We start from the raw sequence: 16,023 nt of genomic DNA, 5'->3' as shown, positions 1-16,023 counted from the left end.
TCCGTTGCCAAACGTTTCCATCGTTGTAACGCTCCAGTGAGCGCACACCCGCAGCCCCGCACGACGCCTCCAACGGAGACCGGCCGCGCTACGCTCGTCCCGATGCGCGCAACCGTGCGGGACGTGGCCACCCTCGCCGGGGTGTCGCCGAAGACCGTCTCCAACGTCATCAACGGCGGCGTGGTGGTGCGCCCGGAGACCCGCGAGCGCGTCGAGCGGGCCGTCGCCGAACTCGACTACGTGCCGAACCTGTCCGCCCGCGGGCTGCGGAACGGCCGCTCCGGTGCGATCGCCCTGACCCTTCCCGAGATGGGCAGCGCCTACTCCGCCGAACTCGCGCAGTGGTTCGTCGAACTCGCCCGCGAGCGCGGATGGGTCGTCCAGCTCGACCAGACCGGCAACGACCCGGCCCGCGAGCGCGAACTCGTCTCACGAGCCCGCGCCCACCTCGTCGACGGCCTCGTGCTCAACCCGGTGTCGCTCAGCGCGAGCGTCCTGGCCTCGACCGAGGGGCTGCCGCCGACCGTCGTGATCGGTGAGGTCGAACCCGAGCACGTCGACCAGGTGCACGTCGACAGCCGGGCCGCCGCCGAGCAGGTCACCGCCTACCTGGTGTCCCGGGGCCACCGCCGGATCGCGGTCGCCGGTGCCGCCCGGGCGTCCGAGCCCACCGCCACCAGTGAGCTGCGGGAACGTGGGTACCTCGCCGCACTCGCCACCGCCGGGATCGAACCGGACCCCGCACTGCGGGTGCCGCTGCCGTCCTGGACGACGAGTTCGGCAGCGACGGCGTTCGCAGCCTGGCTCGACGAGCACCCCCTGCCCGACGCCGTTTTCGCGTTCACCGACTCGATCGCCTTCGGCGTGCTGCACGTCCTGGCCGCCCGAGGTGTCCGCGTCCCCGAGGACGTCAGCGTCATCGGGTTCGACGACATCGACGGTGCGGCGTACGCGATCCCCGCACTCAGCACGGTGTCGTTCGACCGGCGGGCGTTCGCGACGGCAGCACTCGACCTGCTGACCCGACGGATCGAGGACCGGAGCCTGCCGCCCGAGACCGTGGTGGTGCCGCACCGCATCGTCGAGCGCGCGAGCGTCGCCGACCGCTGATCGCTGATCGCTGATCGCTGACCGCTGACCGCTGACCGCTGATCGGTGGTCGCTGATCGGCGTACGCTCCGCGGCATGACCAGCGAAGACGCCTCGATGCCGACGCTCGCCGCGACCGTCCTGCAGTCCCCGGAGCCGATCGCCCTCGCCCGGTTCTACGGCGCCCTGACCGGGTGGACCGTGTACGAGGACGACCCGACCTGGGCCCGCATCCGCCCCGCCGAGGGCCCCGGTCTGTCCGTGCAGTACGAGCCCGAGTACGTCGCGCCGACCTGGCCCGGCACCGCCGACGCCCCCGGCATGCAGCTGCACCTCGACTTCCAGGTGGAGGACCTGCCGGCAGCCGTCGCCCGCGCCGAGGAGCTCGGTGCCACACAGGCCGCGTTCCAACCGCAGGACGACGTCCGGGTGCTGCTCGACCCCGACGGGCACCCGTTCTGCCTGTTCCTGCCCGAGGCCTGAGGCAGGTTGGCCGCGCTCTGAGGTTCCACAACATGCCGGGTGATCTCCGTCGAGGTTCCGAACTGCGGCGATCCGAGCGCCGACATGCCGAGATTTCGGAACCTCGGGGACGAGACGAGACGAGACGGGCGCGCCTCAGGCCGGGTCGGCGGCCGCCAGGACCGCGGCGCGCGTGCGGGCGTCACCGAGGATCCGGAAGTGCCCGCCCACCGGCAGCCGCACGTTCGTCGCCCCGGACAGTTCACTGCCCTCGGGGATGAGCGTGTCGAACACCCCGTAGACCGAGGTGATGCGGGCGTTCGCGTCGAGCTCCCGCGCCAGTCCGGCCAGCACGGGATCGGCCGCCCGGAACACCCGCAGGTGCCGCACCGGAGCCAGTCGCGCGTAGCCCGACCCGGCGAACGGCGTCGACACGGCGACCATGCGGTCGATGCGGCCGTGGTCGTCGAGCTGGGTCATCGCGTACTTCCCGATGAGCCCGCCCTTGCTGTGCGCGAGCACGAGCACGTTCCGCAGGTCGTGCTCCTCGAGGTACGCGAACACGTCGCGCGCCGAGTCCGGCACCGGCCGCAGGTTGTGCCGCAGCACCGGCAGCACGTGCACCGGGTGCCCGCGGTCGTGCAGGGCGTCCATGAGCGGACGCATGAAGTGCCAGGTCTCGTAGACGCCGGGGATCACCACGACGGGCTGGCCGTCGCCGGTCCGGTAGTCGTCAGCGGTGGTGGGCCCGAGGCTCCGCACCTGCCACGAGATCGCGTACCACCAGTCGAGTGCGGCCCACCTCGCGCGTCGCACCAGCGGGATGCCGGGAGGCACGGGTCGGCCCGTGCGCGCCGGCTCCGTGCGGAACGTGGTCGGGTCCGTCTCCAGCTCATCGCGCACGCCCCGAGGGTACGCGGCGGTTCGCAGCACTGCGTCAGGCTCGTCATCGGCTGCACATAGGGGCGCGGTGTGCACTGCCTTCCATGAGCGACACCACTCCCACGAACGGCCACGAGCCGGGCAACGCCGCCCGCACTCCCTCGGCAGCGGCACCGGCCGGCTGGGGTTCGGCACCCACGCCGACCTCCACGGCGACCCTCGACGCACCCGCACCGAACCAGTACGCCCAGCAGCCCTACCGCTCCGACGCCGGATCCTGGAACGCCGGCGACCCGAACGGCGCCACCCCGTGGTACGCCGCCTCGGCCCCGACGAGCCGGAAGAGCGCACCGAAGCCGCCGTGGTTCTGGCCCGTCCTGGCTGCGATCGTGGGGCTGGCGGCGCTGCTCGTCGGCGGGGGCATCGGCTTCGCCATCGGGCATGCGATCGGTGGGGACCAGTCCCAGTCGACGACGCAGGTGCCCGGCACGAACGGCGGCACGAACCAGTTCCCGGGCAACGGCACCGGGCAGCTCCCCGGGTACGGATCCGGCAGCGGCACCGACGGCAGCAGCAGCGACAGCGGCACCGGCAGCTGATCCGCAGTACGCTCCGGCCATGCGCAAGGTCACCGCAGGGCTGTTCACGTCGGTCGACGGCGTCGTGCAGGACCCGTACGAGTTCCAGTACGACAGCTTCGACGACGAGCTCGGGGCCGGGATGGGCGCGTTCATGGCCCGCACCGACACCGTCCTGCTCGGCAGGAACAGTTACCTCGAGTGGTCCGAGTGGTGGCCGGCGCACCCCGACGACGGCTTCGGGCAGTGGATCAACCCGATCGAGAAGTACGTGGCCTCCACGACGCTCGGCGACGACCTGACGTGGCAGAACACCACCAGGATCCCGGGCGACCTCGACACCTTCGTCCGCGAGCTCAAGGAACGCGACGGCGCCGACATCGCGGTGTGCGGCAGCGTGAGCGTCGTCCGGCAGCTGCTGTTCGCGGGGCTCCTGGACGAGCTCCAGCTGATGGTGCACCCGGCGATCGCCGGCTCCGGCCGGAAGCTCTTCGAGCCGACCGACCCGGCCACGCGCCTGCGGCTGGTCGACAGCACCGTGACGAGCAAGGGGAACGTCGTGAGCACCTACGCACGGCTCGACGCCTGACGGAGCCGACCCGGGCCTCCCGGTCGGCAGTGGACGGGAGCGGTCCACAGCGCGCGTACCCTCGTGGGTGACCACCTCACGAACCGAAGAAAGCCGGATCAGCATGCCCCAGGACACCCGCCCGCACGTCGTCATCGTCGGCGGTGGATTCGCCGGTGTCGCTGCCATGCGCGAGCTGGCGGACGCTCCCGTCCGGGTGACGCTCGTCGACCGGCACGTCTACAACATGTTCCAGCCCCTCATGTACCAGGTGGCGACGGGCGGGCTGAACGCCGGCGACGTGACGTACTTCCTGCGCAGCCTGCGCGCCAAGCAGGACAACGCCGAGTTCCGGCACGGCCTGCTCACCGGCATCCGGACCGACGAACGCATCGCCGAGATGTCCGACGGCGAGCACCTGCACTACGACTACCTGGTGCTCGCGAACGGCGTGAACACGAGCTACTTCGGCACCCCGGGCGCCTACGAGTACGCGTACTCGATGTACTCCCGCTCGCAGGCCCTGCGCATCCGCGACGAGCTGTTCACCCGCTTGGAGGAAGCCGCTGCGAACCAGGGCCCCGACGAGATCAAGATCGTCATCGTCGGCGGCGGCGCGACCGGCGTCGAGATGGCCGGCGCACTCGCGGAGCTCCGCGACCAGGCACTCGAGGGGGCGTACCCCGAGCTGGACAAGGGTGCCATCACGATCACCCTCGTGCACCGCAGTGGCGAACTGCTCAAGCCGTTCGCCCCGCGCCTGCGCCGGTACGCGGCGAAGGTCCTGCGGAAGCGCGGCGTCGTCCTCCGGCTGAACACCGGCGTCTCCGAGGTCAAGACGGACGGCGTGATGACGGCCGACGGCGAGTTCATCCCCGCCTCGCAGGTCATCTGGGCCACCGGCGTCGCCGCCCACAAGGAGGTATCGGGCTGGGGCCTGCCGCAGACCAGCGGCGGACGCATCCAGGTCGGCGACGACCTGCGCGTCAACGGCGCCGAGCGGATCTTCTCGGCCGGCGACATCGCGGCGCAGTCCGATGCCCTCGCGCAGCTGGCCCAGCCGGCGCTGCAGGGTGGACGGCACGTCGCGAAGCAGATCAAGCGTCTGCTCGAGGGCAAGCCCACCGAGCACTTCAAGTACTTCGACAAGGGCACGATGGCGACCATCGGCACGAACGCCGCGGTCGCCCAGCTGCGGGGTGGCATCACGCTCGTCGGTCCGGTCGCGTGGCTGGCGTGGGTGGCGGTGCACATCGCGTCGCTGCTCGGCAACGGCAACCGGCTGTCGACGCTGTCGCACTTCTTCGTCCGCTACCTGTGGTTCATGCGGAAGCGCGCGATCCCGATCGTCGGCGACGTCCGGCCCGTGCGCCCGAACGGCGACCGCGAGCCGGAGCCGTGGCAGATGCAGAAGTCCGAGTAGTCGGCGCCGACGCGCTCGCGCGTCGCGCGTCGCTTCGCGGCTCGCTTCGTGAGTAGAAATGGTCGGGTCCGGTGACTGAACCCGACCATTTCTGCTCACCATCCGCGGGTGCTCCGCGCCGCCTACGCGACCCGCACGCCGGAGTAGGCGCCGGCGGCGATGTCCTCGAGCAGGCCGGGGCCGGTCGGCTCCCACCCGAGGAGCTCGCGGGTGGCGTCGGACGTGGCGGACATCTCCATGCCGAAGAACCGGCCGATGAACCCGAAGTGCGCGTCCGCGTCCGCCGGGTCGATCGAGGTCACCGGCAGCCCGAGGACCTCGCCGATGGCCTCGGCGATCGCCCGGGTCGGGATCGCGGTCTCGGCGACGGCGTGCATCCGAGTGCCGGCCGGCGCCTGCTCCAGACCGAGGCGGACGAGCCGGGCGGCGTCGGTGACGTGCACGGCGGACCAGCTGTTCGTGCCGTCGCCGACGTAGCCGGAGACGCCGCGCTGCCGGGCGGCGCCGACGATCGCGGCGATGAAGCCGTGGTCACCGGTGCCGTGCGTGGTGGGCGCGAACCGGGCAGCGATCGTGCGTACCCCCTGGCCGACGAAGTCGAAGCCGCGGTTCTCGCTGCCGCCGCGCATGCTGTCCGGGCCGACGAACGGGTTGGCGTCCGCTTCGGTCGAGGGGCGGCCCTGGGCGAGCCCGGCGACGCCCGATGCGAGGACGAACGGGCGGTCGGTGCCGACGAGCGCTGCACCGATGGTCTCGACGGCGGCCCGCTCGCTGGCATTGGTGGCGGCGGCGTTCGCCCAGTCGTGCTTGTTGGCGAGGTGCAGCACGCCCTCGGCCTCGGAAGCGCCCCGGCGGATGACGTCGAGGTCGTCGAGGTCACCGCGAAGGACGGCGACGCCCTTCGCCTCGAGCGCGGTGGCCGACGCGTCGGAACGCGCGAGCCCGGTGACGGTGTGTCCGGCGGCGAGCAGGTCGTCGACGGTGTGGGAGCCGATCCAGCCGGAGGCCCCGGTGACGAACACGTGCATGAGTGGTCCTTTCGCAGGTGTCCACGGCGGTGATGTCATGAACTGACATCACCGTAGCACTCGATGTCAGCCGCTGTCATCAAGGTGTCCTGTTCAGTAGACTCTGTGCATGGCTCGATGGCAACCCGGAACGCGTGAACGACTGCAGGCGGTCGCGCTGCAGCTCTTCGCGTCCGAGGGCTACGACGGCACCACGGTCGCGCGGATCGCCGCCGAGGCCCAGGTCACCGAGCGCACCTTCTTCCGGCACTTCGCCGACAAGCGCGAGGTCCTGTTCGCCGGCCAGGACGACTTCCTCGCGATGTTCGTCGACCCGATCACGGCCGCCCCGGCCGACGCGGCGCCCTTCGACCTGGTCGGACGCGCCCTCGACGCCGCCGCCGGGTTCTTCCCCGAGGACCGCCGGTCGTGGTCGCGGGCCCGGCAGACGATCATCGACGCGAACGCAGCGCTCGGCGAACGGGAGCTCGGCAAGCTCGCCACCCTGAAGGCACGCCTGGGCGAGGTCATGCGCGAGCGCGGCGTCCCCGAACCGGCGGCGACGATGGCCGCCGAGACCGCCGTGACGGTGTTCCACCTGTCCTTCGCACAGTGGATCACCCCCGGCGAGGACCGTCCCTTCGCAGCGATCGTGCACGAACGGCTCGACGCCCTGGCGACCCTGGTGCACCCCGGGCGTTGAGTCGGCTCTTACCTGCCGCGCGCATCATGTGACGATCCGGTCACGACGCGTCCCGCTGTCGTGGCCTCCCGATCGCGCAGGAGGTGCCCGTGACGACCGACGTGCTCTCGCCCGAGCGGGTCCGCGCGACGACGGCACCTGGCCGCGCGACGACCGCGCCCGGCCACGCGACGACCGCGCGGGGCCGGACCGACCGCGACCCGACGGGCCGGACGCCACCGCCCCCGCTCACCCATCGCGCACCCGCCCTCGACGGACTCCGGACCATCGCGATCCTCGCCGTCGTCCTGTACCACCTGCACGTCCCGCAGTTCGAGGGCGGCTTCATCGGCGTGACGGTGTTCTTCGTGCTGTCCGGCTTCCTGATCACCACGCTGCTGCTCGGTGAACGCCGACGCACCGGTCGTGTCCGGCTGGGTTCGTTCTGGCTCAAGCGCCTGCTCCGGCTCTACCCCGCGCTGCTCGTGTTCGTCGCGGTGGGTCTGCTGCTGTGGAACTGGGTCGGTGACTACAAGGGCGCGTCGTTCTCGGCCGGCGAGGCCGGGGTCATCGCCCTGACCTACACCGGCAACCTCTTCCGCGCGTTCTGGGACACCACGCAGGGTGTGTTCGCGCACACGTGGAGCCTGTCGATGGAGGAGCAGTTCTACCTGGTCTGGCCACCCGTGCTCGTGCTGCTCGCGACACTGCGGGCCCGACGGCGCTGGCTGCTGACGGGCCTCGGCGTCCTGGTGGTCGGGGCGTCGGCGGCGTCGTGGGCGAGCTACCGGTCCCCGAGCGGCGGCGCCACCCCCGACGTGTACTTCTCGCCGGTGCTCGGCGTCGTGCCGCTCGCGATCGGGTGCGCGCTCGCGCTGCTGCTCGACGACGAACGGGTGCGCGTCCGGGCAGCCGGGGTCGCCGGACACGTCGCGACCTGGACCGGCCTCGCACTCCTGGCGGGTGTGCTGCTCTGGATCGACGACGACTGGACGCAGCACGCCTGGACCTTCGGTGTCGTCCTGCCGGTCACCGGGGTGATCTCGGCGGTGCTCATCGGTGGCCTGGTGTCGGTGCGCTCGCCCGTCGCCACCGCGCTGAGCTGGACCCCGGTGGCGTGGTTCGGACGACGGGTGTCGTACTCGGCCTACTTGTGGCACCCGCTCGTCATCGCGCTGCTCGGCACGTTCGCGATCGGCGCGTGGGGCACGGTCGGGCTGGTCGGCGTCGTGCTGCTCGTTTCGATCGGTGCCGCCTACGCGGTCGAGGTCCCCGTGGAGCGGCTCCGTCGTCGGCTGCGCACGAGCAGTGCAGCTGTGCGCGGCTCGACCGCCGGACCGTAGGCTCGGCCCGTGACCACTGAGCGCACCGACGTCCTCGTCGTCGGCGGTGGTCCCGTCGGCCTCTTCCTCGCCGCGCTGCTGGCTGCCCGGGGCGTCGCCGCGCAGGTGTGGGAGCGTCGCCCCGGTGCACCCGAGGGCTCCCGCGCCATCGGCATCCACCCGCCGTCCCTCGATGCCTTCGCCGCGATCGGGCTCGACGTCCCGGTGCTCGCCGAGGCGACCCTCGTGCGCACCGGCGTCGCGCGGAGCCGCGGGCGGACGCTCGGCACGCTGACCTTCGACCGCGCCTCGGACACCCACCCGTACGTCGCGACGCTCGACCAGCACCGCACCGAGTCCCTGCTGCGGGACCGGCTCGCCGCTGCCGACGGAGCAGCGCTGCGCACCGGGACGACGGTGACCGCCCTGTCCCGGCACCGTGACCACGTCGACGCGGTCGGCACCGGCCCGGACGGCGCACGGGTCACCGTCCGGGCGGCGTTCGTCGTCGGGGCAGACGGCGCACGGAGCGTCGTCCGTGACCTGCTCGGCATCGGTACCACCGGACGTGACTACCCCGACCGCTACGTGATGGGCGACTTCGCCGACCCAGAGGGCGCCGACGCCCGGACCGCCGCCCTGGTGGACGTCGGCCCCGGAGGCGTCGTCGAGTCCTTCCCCCTGCCGCACGGTCGGCGCCGGTACGTCGCCCTGGTGCCGGACTCGCTGGCGTTCGCCCCGAGCGGCGCGGCCCCCGACCCGGAGCCGGCGGCACGACTGGCCGCGATCGTCGCCGCACGCACCGGCGTCGTCCCGGATCCGTCGTCCTGCACGATGCTCAGCGGCTTCCGGGTGCGGCGCCGAGCGGCCGACCGCGTCGGCGTCGGCCGGGTCGTGCTCGTCGGCGACGCCGCCCACGAGATCAGCCCGATCGGCGGGCAGGGCATGAACCTCGGCTGGCTCGACGCGGCCGAGCTCGCGCCGTTGCTCGCCGGTGCGGTCCGGACCGGCGTGGCCGGACCGTGGCCCGGCTACGCCGCCCGCCGGCAGGCAGCCGCCCGCCGTGCGGCCCGGCAGGCCGAGGCGAACATGGGCCTCGGTCGTCCGCTCGGTGCCGTCTCCACCATCGGACGGGAGGCGCTGCTCCGGACCGTCCTGTCGCTGCCGACCGCGCACGGCCTGGCTCGGCTCTACGCCATGCGCTGGGCCTGACGGCTCGCGTCGGCGCGCGGCCGGCTCGCGTCAGGCGACGAGCCGCGCCCCGGCGAACCCGAGCTCGACGACGAGCACCAGGGACGACGCGATGACGAGCCGGAACAGGGTCCGCGATGCCCGTCCCGCCAGCACCAGCCGGACCCCCACCACGGCGAGCACCAGCACGACGACCGCCCCGACCACGGCGAGCACGACCCCGATGCCGCGGACCGGGTCGTCACCGAGCACCTGTCCGCCGAGCACCAGGCCGGCCGCGACGACGAGCGACCCGAACGCGACGATCCCGGCTCCCCGGAGCCCGAGGCGGTGCGGGAACCCGCGGACCCCGGTGGCGGCGTCGTCGACCAGGTCGGGCAGGACGTTCGTGCAGTGGATCGCGACGCCGAACACCGCGCCGGTGGCGATCGCCCACCACGCCGGCCACAGCTGCTCGGGACCGGCGGACACCGCGACCACGGGCAGCAGCCCGAACGCGACGACGAACGGCACGACCGACGACACGGTGCGCTTGAGCCCGGCATCGTAGGCCCACCCCGCGGCGACGAGCACCAGGTGCGCGACAGCGGCGACGGGCCCGAGGAACAGCGAGAGGACCACGGCGGCACCGGCCGTCACGAACGCCGCCGTGCGGACCGTCTCCACCGCGATGAGTCCGCGGGCGACGGGTTTGTCGCTCCGGCCGACGGCACGGTCGCGGTCGGCGTCGATCCAGTCGTTCGCCAGGCCGATCGACAGCTGTCCGGCGACCACCGTCAGCGCGACCAGGACCACGAGCCACACCGGGTGTCCGACGGCCGCGGCGATGACGGCGGCGAGCACCGTGACCGTGACCGTCGGGCCGGGGTGGGACGAGGCGAACAGCAGTCGCACCACGTGGGGGTCCTGGCCGGAGGTCACCCGGCCAGCGTACGGGCGGGGCGTGCCGGACGACGCAGACTCCGGCGGCCGAGCACCCCCGAGGCCAGCGCGATGCCGAGCAGCACGACCAGTCCACCGACCGGTTCGTTCCACCGCACGCGCTCACCGAGCACGAGCACGCCGAGCGCCACGCCGACCACCGGCGTCAGGTAGGTGACCGTCGACGCCCGACCGGCGCCCCACGCCTGCACCAGGCGCGTGTTCCACGCGTAGGCCAGCCCGGTGCCGACGCAACCGAGCGCGACCATCGCGGCCACGATCCTCCCGTCCAGCTGTACCGGGCCGGTGGCGATGGCGGGCGCGACCAGCAGGAGCATGCCGGACGCCAGCGTGAGCTGCACCGTCGCGATCGTGACCGGGTCGTACGCGCTGCCCACCGCCACGCGCCGCAGGTAGGCAAGGCCGATGCCGTAGGAGGCGGTCATGCCGAGCAACGCGACCTGTCCCGGGACGCTCGCCAGGACGGCCGGGTCGCCGAGCAGGTCCCAGGGACCGACGAGCACCAGCACCCCGACGATGCCGACCACGATCCCGGCCACCTGCCGGCCCCGCAGCCGTTCGGAGGGCACGAGCACCGCGAGCGCCGCCAGCGTCATGATCGGGGTCGTCGCGTTGTAGATGCTCGCGAGCCCGGACGGCACGGTCTGCTCGGCCCACGCCATCAGCGACGACGGCAGGGCGTTCAGGAAGAACGCGACGACCGCCAGGTGCGCCCACACGCGGGGCTCCCGCGGCCAGCGCCGACGGGTCGCGAGCAACAGCACGACGAGCGTCACGCCGCCCAGGACGGTCCGCACGGTGGCGACCTGCTGCGGTGCGAGTCCGTCGAGGCCGATCTTCGCGAAGAGGAAGCTCGAGCCCCAGGTGAGGGCGACGAGACCGTAGAGGAGGGCGTTCATGTGGCCTAGTGTCGAACCACCAACGCCCATGCGGCAAACGCATGGGGTTCATGCCGACATGAGGAGCACGCATGACCGTCTCGGTCCCCCAGCTCCGTGCGTTCGTCGCCACGCTCGACGCCGGGTCGTTCACGTCCGCGGCCTCCGTGCTCGGCGTCGGCCAGTCGGCCGTCTCGCACGCCGTCGCCGGGCTCGAGCGCGAGGTCGGCGGGCCGGTCGTCCGGCGCGGTGCGGTCGCCGTCCCGACACCCCTGGGCGACCGCCTGCTCGCCCACGCCCGCAGCGTGCTCGCCTCGGTCGACGCCCTGGAGGCAGTGGTCCGGCCCGCCACAGCGCGCGGCACCGTGCGACTCGCGGCCGTCCCCACCGTCTGCCAGGGCCTGCTACCGCGGCTCCGCGAGCTGTGGGCGGTGACGTTGCCCGACGTCGACGTGCAGGTCTACGAGGGCGACGACGACGAGATGCCCGATTGGCTCGAGAGCGGCACCGTGGACGCAGCCGTGCTCGTCGACCCCTCGCCGGTGCCGGCTGGGGGCGTCGTCGTCGCCCGGGACGAGATGGCCGCCGTCGTCCGGCGCGACCACCCGCTCGCCGAACTGCCCGCGCTCACGCTCGACGACCTGCACGAGGACGGCCTGGTCGCGGGCGGCGGCGGGTGCGAGTACCAGATCCAGAAGCTGCACGAGCTCGACGGACGCCCCTTCCGGTACGCCCACCGCGTGCGGGAGATGAGCACCATGTTCGGGATGATCGAACGGGGCGAGGGCGTCTCGATCGTGCCGACGCTCGGCCGGGTGATGCTGCCGCCGGACCTCGTGATGCTGCCGATGGCCCGGCGACTCGAGCGGACCCTGGTGCTGAGCGGCCCGTCGTCGCGCGAGTGGCACCCGCTGGCGAGGGCGCTGGTCGACGCGGTCTGACGGGTTGCACTTGCAAGTGCAACCCCGGTACCGTTGAGCCAGTTGCCCACCAACGGACGCGAGACGGAGACCCGATGCGCCAGACCACGACGCCACGGCCCCTCCGCGTCGACGAGGTCGCTCGCGCCGAGGCCGTCGACCTCGTCGAGCGCGCTGGCGATCGACAGGTCGCGACCGTCGAGCTCCACCTCGACGACGGCACGGAACTCGTGCTCCCGGAGCGACTCGGAGGCTTCGTCGCGAACCTCGTCCGCAGCATGGCCGACGGGGCTGGCGTCTCGACGAGCATCCTCCCCGACGAGATGACGACGACCGTCGCCGCCGACGTCATCGGGATCTCCCGACCCACCTTGATGAAGGCCATCGGCCGAGGTGAGATCGCTGCACACACCGTCGGGACCCACCACCGGCTCCGGCGCGCGGACGTCCTCGCAGCCCGAGACGCACGACGGGTCACCCGCGCTGCGGCAGCTCGCGAACTGCTCGAGTCCGGTGAGGCCTTCGACTGACACCCGGTCGCACTAGGCTTGATATGTGATGCTTCAGCGGGTCTTCGTCGATGCGAACGTCTTCTGCAGCCGGACGTTGCGAGACTGGACGTGCCTGCTCCGACTGCACACGGACGGCATGTTCCAGCTCCACACGACCGAGGACGTACTGGCCGAGACCACGCACACCCTCCGCCGACTGCACCCCGACAGGCCCGGGTCGGCCGTCTCCCGGCTGCGAGCAGCGATCCTCGACTCGATCGACGAGCTCGTCAACGACTTCGACGCCACGGTCGAGTACCACGGAACCGATCCCGACGACCGGCACGTGCATGCCGCCGCGATCGCCTGCGGGGCGCACGTCCTCCTCACGCAGGACCGTGGTCTCCGCGCGACGGATGCAGCGATGTACGAGGTGTACCGCTGTGACGAGTTCTTCAGCCTGGTCGACGACTCGGCGCCGTGGATCGTGCGGGACGTCGTACGCGAGCAGGCGCGGTACTGGTCCAGCCGTCCCCGCGGCGCACGGAAGAGTCTGCCCGGGGCGCTCCGTGACGCCGATTGCCCGACGTTCGCCGGGCGGGTGGAACGTCATCTGCGGTTCCTCGCCGGATGACCGTGCGCTGAACGGACGTCGACGGCCCCTCGGCAAGATGGACCGATGGCCGAGACGCACGTGAAGACCTTCACCACCCCGGACGAAGCGGCAGCCGAAGCCGCCGGCCTCGGTTGGCTCGCCGAGGCCGAAGACGCTGGCGGCACCAGGATCGCGCGGGTGCTGGACCGGCCGACCCCGACCGTGCTCGACCTCGAGCTGATCACCGACGGCTCCCCCACCGCAGCACAGGCCGAGCGCTTCGGACGCTCCCTCGCGCACACCCACGCCGCCGGCGCCGACCGCTGGGGCGCACCGCCCGCCGGCTGGACGACGGGTTCCGCGCTCCGGATGGGACGCTCCCGCACCCCGTTCGTCGACGCAGCGCATGCACCGAGCACCTGGGGCGCGTTCTTCGCCGAGTACCGGATCCGCGACTTCGTCCGCCGAATCGTCGACGCCGGCGGGTTCGACCACGCCCAGGCGGCCGTGTTCGAGCGGGTCGCCGACCGGGTGCAGGACGGCACGCTCGGGTCGCCGCAGCCCGCACTCGTCGGGGACCGGCCCGCGCGGCTGCACGGCGACCTGTGGGCCGGCAACGTGCTCTGGCCGACGGACGCGTCCGAACCGACCGGCGCGGTGCTCATCGACCCGATCGCGCACGGCGGGCACGCCGAGACCGACCTGGCGCTGCTCGGACTGTTCGGGCTGCCTCGGTTGGAGACGGTGCTCGCCGCCTACGACCGGGAGTCGCGGCTCGCCGACGGCTGGCAGGAGCGCGTCGAGCTCCACCAGCTCGCGCCGCTGCTGCTGCACGTGTTCCTGTTCGGTGGGTCGTACACGGGGGCGGCCCTCCACGCGGCGCAGCGGTACGCCTGACCCGCGCACGGTGCGGGCTCGCTCGGCCCGTGCGAGGTTGCTCGACCGGGGACCGGCGCCGCACCGTGCGGGCTCGCTCACTCCGTGCGAGGTTGCCCGCTCCGTGCAGCGCCACAACCGCGCACCGAGCAGGCGACCCCGCACGGGCCGGACGACAGCGCACCGTGCGCCGCCCCAGCCCCGCCAGCCCGGCCGGCCCGGCCGGCCCGGCCGGCGCCGAGTCAGCCAACCTCGCACCGTGCATCCTTAGGCCGCGCACAGCCGGCGCAGTGCCGCGCTCGGGGAACGCCCCCGATGCTCATCGACATGACCACGTACCCGATACCCGTGACCGATCGAAGGGGCCCCGCGCTGACCGACGCGCAGGATCGGCGTCGCAAGCCGCTCGCCCGCTTGTTCCTCGGCGAGCGCGAGGACGCCCGCTGGCTCCGGCCGGCGTTCTGGGCGCTCCTCGCCGTGACCGCCGTGGTGTACCTCTGGGACCTGAGCGTCTCGGGGTACGCCAACAGCTTCTACGCCGCCGCCGTGCAGGCCGGCACGAAGTCGTGGGAGGCGTTCTTCTTCGGCTCCCTCGACTCGTCGAACTTCATCACGGTCGACAAACCCCCGGCGTCGCTCTGGGTGATGGTGTTGTCCGCGCGGCTGTTCGGCTTCTCGAGCTTCAGCCTGCTGCTCCCGCAGGCGCTCATGGCCGTGGGCTCGGTCGCACTGGTGTGGGGCACGGTTCGCCGCACCCTCGCCCGCGTCGGCACCACCACCGCGAACGTGGGCGCGCTGCTCGCCGGCTTCGTCGTCGCGGCCACGCCGGCGGCGGCCCTGATGTTCCGCTTCGACAACCCGGACGCGATGCTCGTGTTCCTGATGACCGCCGGCGCGTACTGCACCGTGCGGGCGCTGCCGCGAGGCAGCTGGAAGTGGATCGCACTGGCCGGGGTCGCCCTCGGCTTCGCGTTCCTGACGAAGATGCTGCAGGGGCTGCTCGTCCTGCCGGCCTTCGGCCTCGTCTACCTGTTCGCCGCCCGCACCACCTGGGGCAAGCGCGTCATCGGGCTGCTCATCGCCGCGGGGTCCCTCATGGTGTCGGCCGGCTGGTGGGTCGTCGCCGTGTGGCTGTGGCCGGCCGAATCCCGCCCGTACATCGGCGGTTCGACGAACAACACCGTCCTCGACCTGGTGTTCGGCTACAACGGCCTCGGTCGGATCTTCGGCGGATCGGGCAACGGCGGCGGAGGCGGCGGCATGACCGGCGGCACCGCGGGTGGCTCCTTCGGTGGCTCGACGGGCCTGAGCCGGCTGTTCTCGTCCGAGATGGGGCTCGAGATCTCGTGGCTCCTGCCCGCAGCGCTCATCGCGCTGATCGTCGGTCTGGTCGTCGTCGGACGCCGTCACCTGGCCGACCCGGCCCGCGCCGGACTCGTCCTGTGGGGCGGCTGGCTCCTGGTCACCGGCCTGGTGTTCTCGTACATGTCCGGCACGATCCACCCGTACTACACGGTCGCGTTGGCACCGGCGATCGCCGGACTCGCCGGCACCGGTGGCGCGCTGCTCTGGCACGCACGAGCGCGGTTCGTCGGCCGGATCGGCCTGGCCGCGATGATCGGCATCACCGCCTTCTGGGGCTGGTGCCTGCTCAACGAGAACCCGACGTGGCTGCCCTGGCTCCGCTGGGTGATGCTGGCCGGCGGGCTGCTGTCCGCAGCGCTCGTGGTGATCGGCAGTGTCCCGTCGCTCCGCAAGCTGGTCACGGTCGGCGTCCTCGCGGGCACCCTGTTCGGGCTCACCGGCACCACGGCCTACGCCCTCGCCACGACGACCGTCGCGCACTCCGGTTCGATCCCGAGCGTCGGCCCGGCGGGCAGCAGCTCCGGTGGGATGGGCGGCGGCACCGGTGGCTTCCCGGGAGGCACGGGCGGACCGGGTGGGTCGACCTCCGGCTCCGACGACGGCGGCTCCGACAGCACGTCCGACTCCCAGCAGGGTCCCGGCGGGACCCCGCCGGAGGGCGCGTCCGGCGAGGCGCCGGAGATGCCGGACGGCACGTCCGGCACGGCACCGGGCAGTGGCCAGGACGGCACGGACGACGCGACCTCCGAGGG

17 protein-coding genes are annotated in these 16,023 nt (G+C 72.6%); 13 read left to right on the top strand and 4 right to left on the bottom strand.

Going from position 1 to position 16,023, the window contains the following annotated elements:
• Nucleotides 1-102 precede the first annotated feature (102 nt).
• Together GVL05_RS15910 and GVL05_RS15905 are read left to right on the top strand one after the other, a co-directional pair.
• Entirely contained in the window at nucleotides 103-1,110 is a 1,008-nt protein-coding gene (locus tag GVL05_RS15910) for a LacI family DNA-binding transcriptional regulator (protein ID WP_123938407.1), read from the top strand.
• 75 nt (nucleotides 1,111-1,185) lie between these two features.
• Nucleotides 1,186-1,572, top strand: coding sequence for a VOC family protein (locus GVL05_RS15905; protein ID WP_235036017.1), 387 nt, complete (start codon nucleotides 1,186-1,188; stop codon nucleotides 1,570-1,572).
• A gap of 135 nt (nucleotides 1,573-1,707) precedes the next feature.
• On the opposite strand, the gene GVL05_RS15900 is transcribed toward GVL05_RS15905, so the two are convergent.
• Nucleotides 1,708-2,454, bottom strand: a complete 747-nt coding sequence (locus tag GVL05_RS15900; RefSeq protein ID WP_308221997.1) for an alpha/beta hydrolase — start codon at nucleotides 2,452-2,454, stop codon at nucleotides 1,708-1,710.
• A gap of 83 nt (nucleotides 2,455-2,537) precedes the next feature.
• On the opposite strand from GVL05_RS15900, the gene GVL05_RS15895 reads away from it, so the two are divergent.
• From GVL05_RS15895 to GVL05_RS15885, 3 genes are all read left to right on the top strand, one after another.
• Nucleotides 2,538-3,032: a hypothetical protein gene (locus GVL05_RS15895; protein WP_159573763.1), complete on the top strand. Its 495-nt coding sequence runs from the start codon at nucleotides 2,538-2,540 to the stop codon at nucleotides 3,030-3,032.
• A 19-nt stretch (nucleotides 3,033-3,051) separates the two neighbouring features.
• Nucleotides 3,052-3,600, top strand: coding sequence for a dihydrofolate reductase family protein (locus tag GVL05_RS15890; protein ID WP_123938409.1), 549 nt, complete (start codon nucleotides 3,052-3,054; stop codon nucleotides 3,598-3,600).
• Between the two features lie 67 nt (nucleotides 3,601-3,667).
• Nucleotides 3,668-5,002: an NAD(P)/FAD-dependent oxidoreductase gene (locus GVL05_RS15885; protein WP_235036016.1), complete on the top strand. Its 1,335-nt coding sequence runs from the start codon at nucleotides 3,668-3,670 to the stop codon at nucleotides 5,000-5,002.
• A gap of 122 nt (nucleotides 5,003-5,124) precedes the next feature.
• Here the strand turns inward: GVL05_RS15885 and GVL05_RS15880 are convergent, their stop codons facing one another.
• Nucleotides 5,125-6,030 carry an SDR family oxidoreductase gene (locus tag GVL05_RS15880; protein WP_159573762.1) on the bottom strand — a complete coding sequence of 302 codons (906 nt, stop codon included), beginning with the start codon at nucleotides 6,028-6,030 and terminating at the stop codon, nucleotides 5,125-5,127.
• Between the two features lie 109 nt (nucleotides 6,031-6,139).
• Between GVL05_RS15880 and GVL05_RS15875 the strand changes: the two genes are divergently transcribed.
• From GVL05_RS15875 to GVL05_RS15865, 3 genes are all read left to right on the top strand, one after another.
• Entirely contained in the window at nucleotides 6,140-6,712 is a 573-nt protein-coding gene (locus tag GVL05_RS15875) for a TetR/AcrR family transcriptional regulator (RefSeq protein ID WP_159573761.1), read from the top strand.
• 89 nt (nucleotides 6,713-6,801) lie between these two features.
• Entirely contained in the window at nucleotides 6,802-8,034 is a 1,233-nt protein-coding gene (locus GVL05_RS15870; protein ID WP_159573760.1) for an acyltransferase, read from the top strand.
• A 9-nt stretch (nucleotides 8,035-8,043) separates the two neighbouring features.
• The gene (locus GVL05_RS15865) at nucleotides 8,044-9,225 is read left to right on the top strand and encodes an NAD(P)/FAD-dependent oxidoreductase (protein WP_159573759.1); all 1,182 of its coding nucleotides are present in this window, start codon (nucleotides 8,044-8,046) and stop codon (nucleotides 9,223-9,225) included.
• 30 nt (nucleotides 9,226-9,255) lie between these two features.
• Here the strand turns inward: GVL05_RS15865 and GVL05_RS15860 are convergent, their stop codons facing one another.
• Both GVL05_RS15860 and GVL05_RS15855 read right to left on the bottom strand, forming a co-directional pair.
• Nucleotides 9,256-10,125 carry a UbiA family prenyltransferase gene (locus GVL05_RS15860; RefSeq protein WP_235036015.1) on the bottom strand — a complete coding sequence of 290 codons (870 nt, stop codon included), beginning with the start codon at nucleotides 10,123-10,125 and terminating at the stop codon, nucleotides 9,256-9,258.
• Nucleotides 10,122-11,045, bottom strand: a complete 924-nt coding sequence (locus GVL05_RS15855) for a DMT family transporter (protein ID WP_111084731.1) — start codon at nucleotides 11,043-11,045, stop codon at nucleotides 10,122-10,124. Before GVL05_RS15855 ends, GVL05_RS15860 begins: the two co-directional genes overlap by 4 nt.
• Nucleotides 11,046-11,116: 71 nt before the next feature.
• On the opposite strand from GVL05_RS15855, the gene GVL05_RS15850 reads away from it, so the two are divergent.
• From GVL05_RS15850 to GVL05_RS15830, 5 genes are all read left to right on the top strand, one after another.
• Nucleotides 11,117-11,965, top strand: a complete 849-nt coding sequence (locus GVL05_RS15850) for a LysR family transcriptional regulator (protein WP_159573758.1) — start codon at nucleotides 11,117-11,119, stop codon at nucleotides 11,963-11,965.
• 74 nt (nucleotides 11,966-12,039) lie between these two features.
• Entirely contained in the window at nucleotides 12,040-12,474 is a 435-nt protein-coding gene (locus GVL05_RS15845) for an excisionase family DNA-binding protein (protein ID WP_131921444.1), read from the top strand.
• A gap of 28 nt (nucleotides 12,475-12,502) precedes the next feature.
• Nucleotides 12,503-13,069 (top strand): putative toxin-antitoxin system toxin component, PIN family, encoded by a 567-nt coding sequence (locus GVL05_RS15840; protein ID WP_235036020.1) that lies wholly within the window; start codon nucleotides 12,503-12,505, stop codon nucleotides 13,067-13,069.
• 45 nt (nucleotides 13,070-13,114) lie between these two features.
• Entirely contained in the window at nucleotides 13,115-13,927 is an 813-nt protein-coding gene (locus GVL05_RS15835) for a fructosamine kinase family protein (protein ID WP_159573757.1), read from the top strand.
• Between the two features lie 306 nt (nucleotides 13,928-14,233).
• A partial coding sequence (locus GVL05_RS15830) for a glycosyltransferase family 39 protein (protein ID WP_235036014.1) occupies nucleotides 14,234-16,023 on the top strand: 1,790 nt, incomplete at its 3' end.

This window comes from Curtobacterium sp. 18060, assembly GCF_902706105.1.
Taxonomy (GTDB): domain Bacteria; phylum Actinomycetota; class Actinomycetes; order Actinomycetales; family Microbacteriaceae; genus Curtobacterium.
This window is presented reverse-complemented; position numbering and strand designations above follow the sequence as displayed.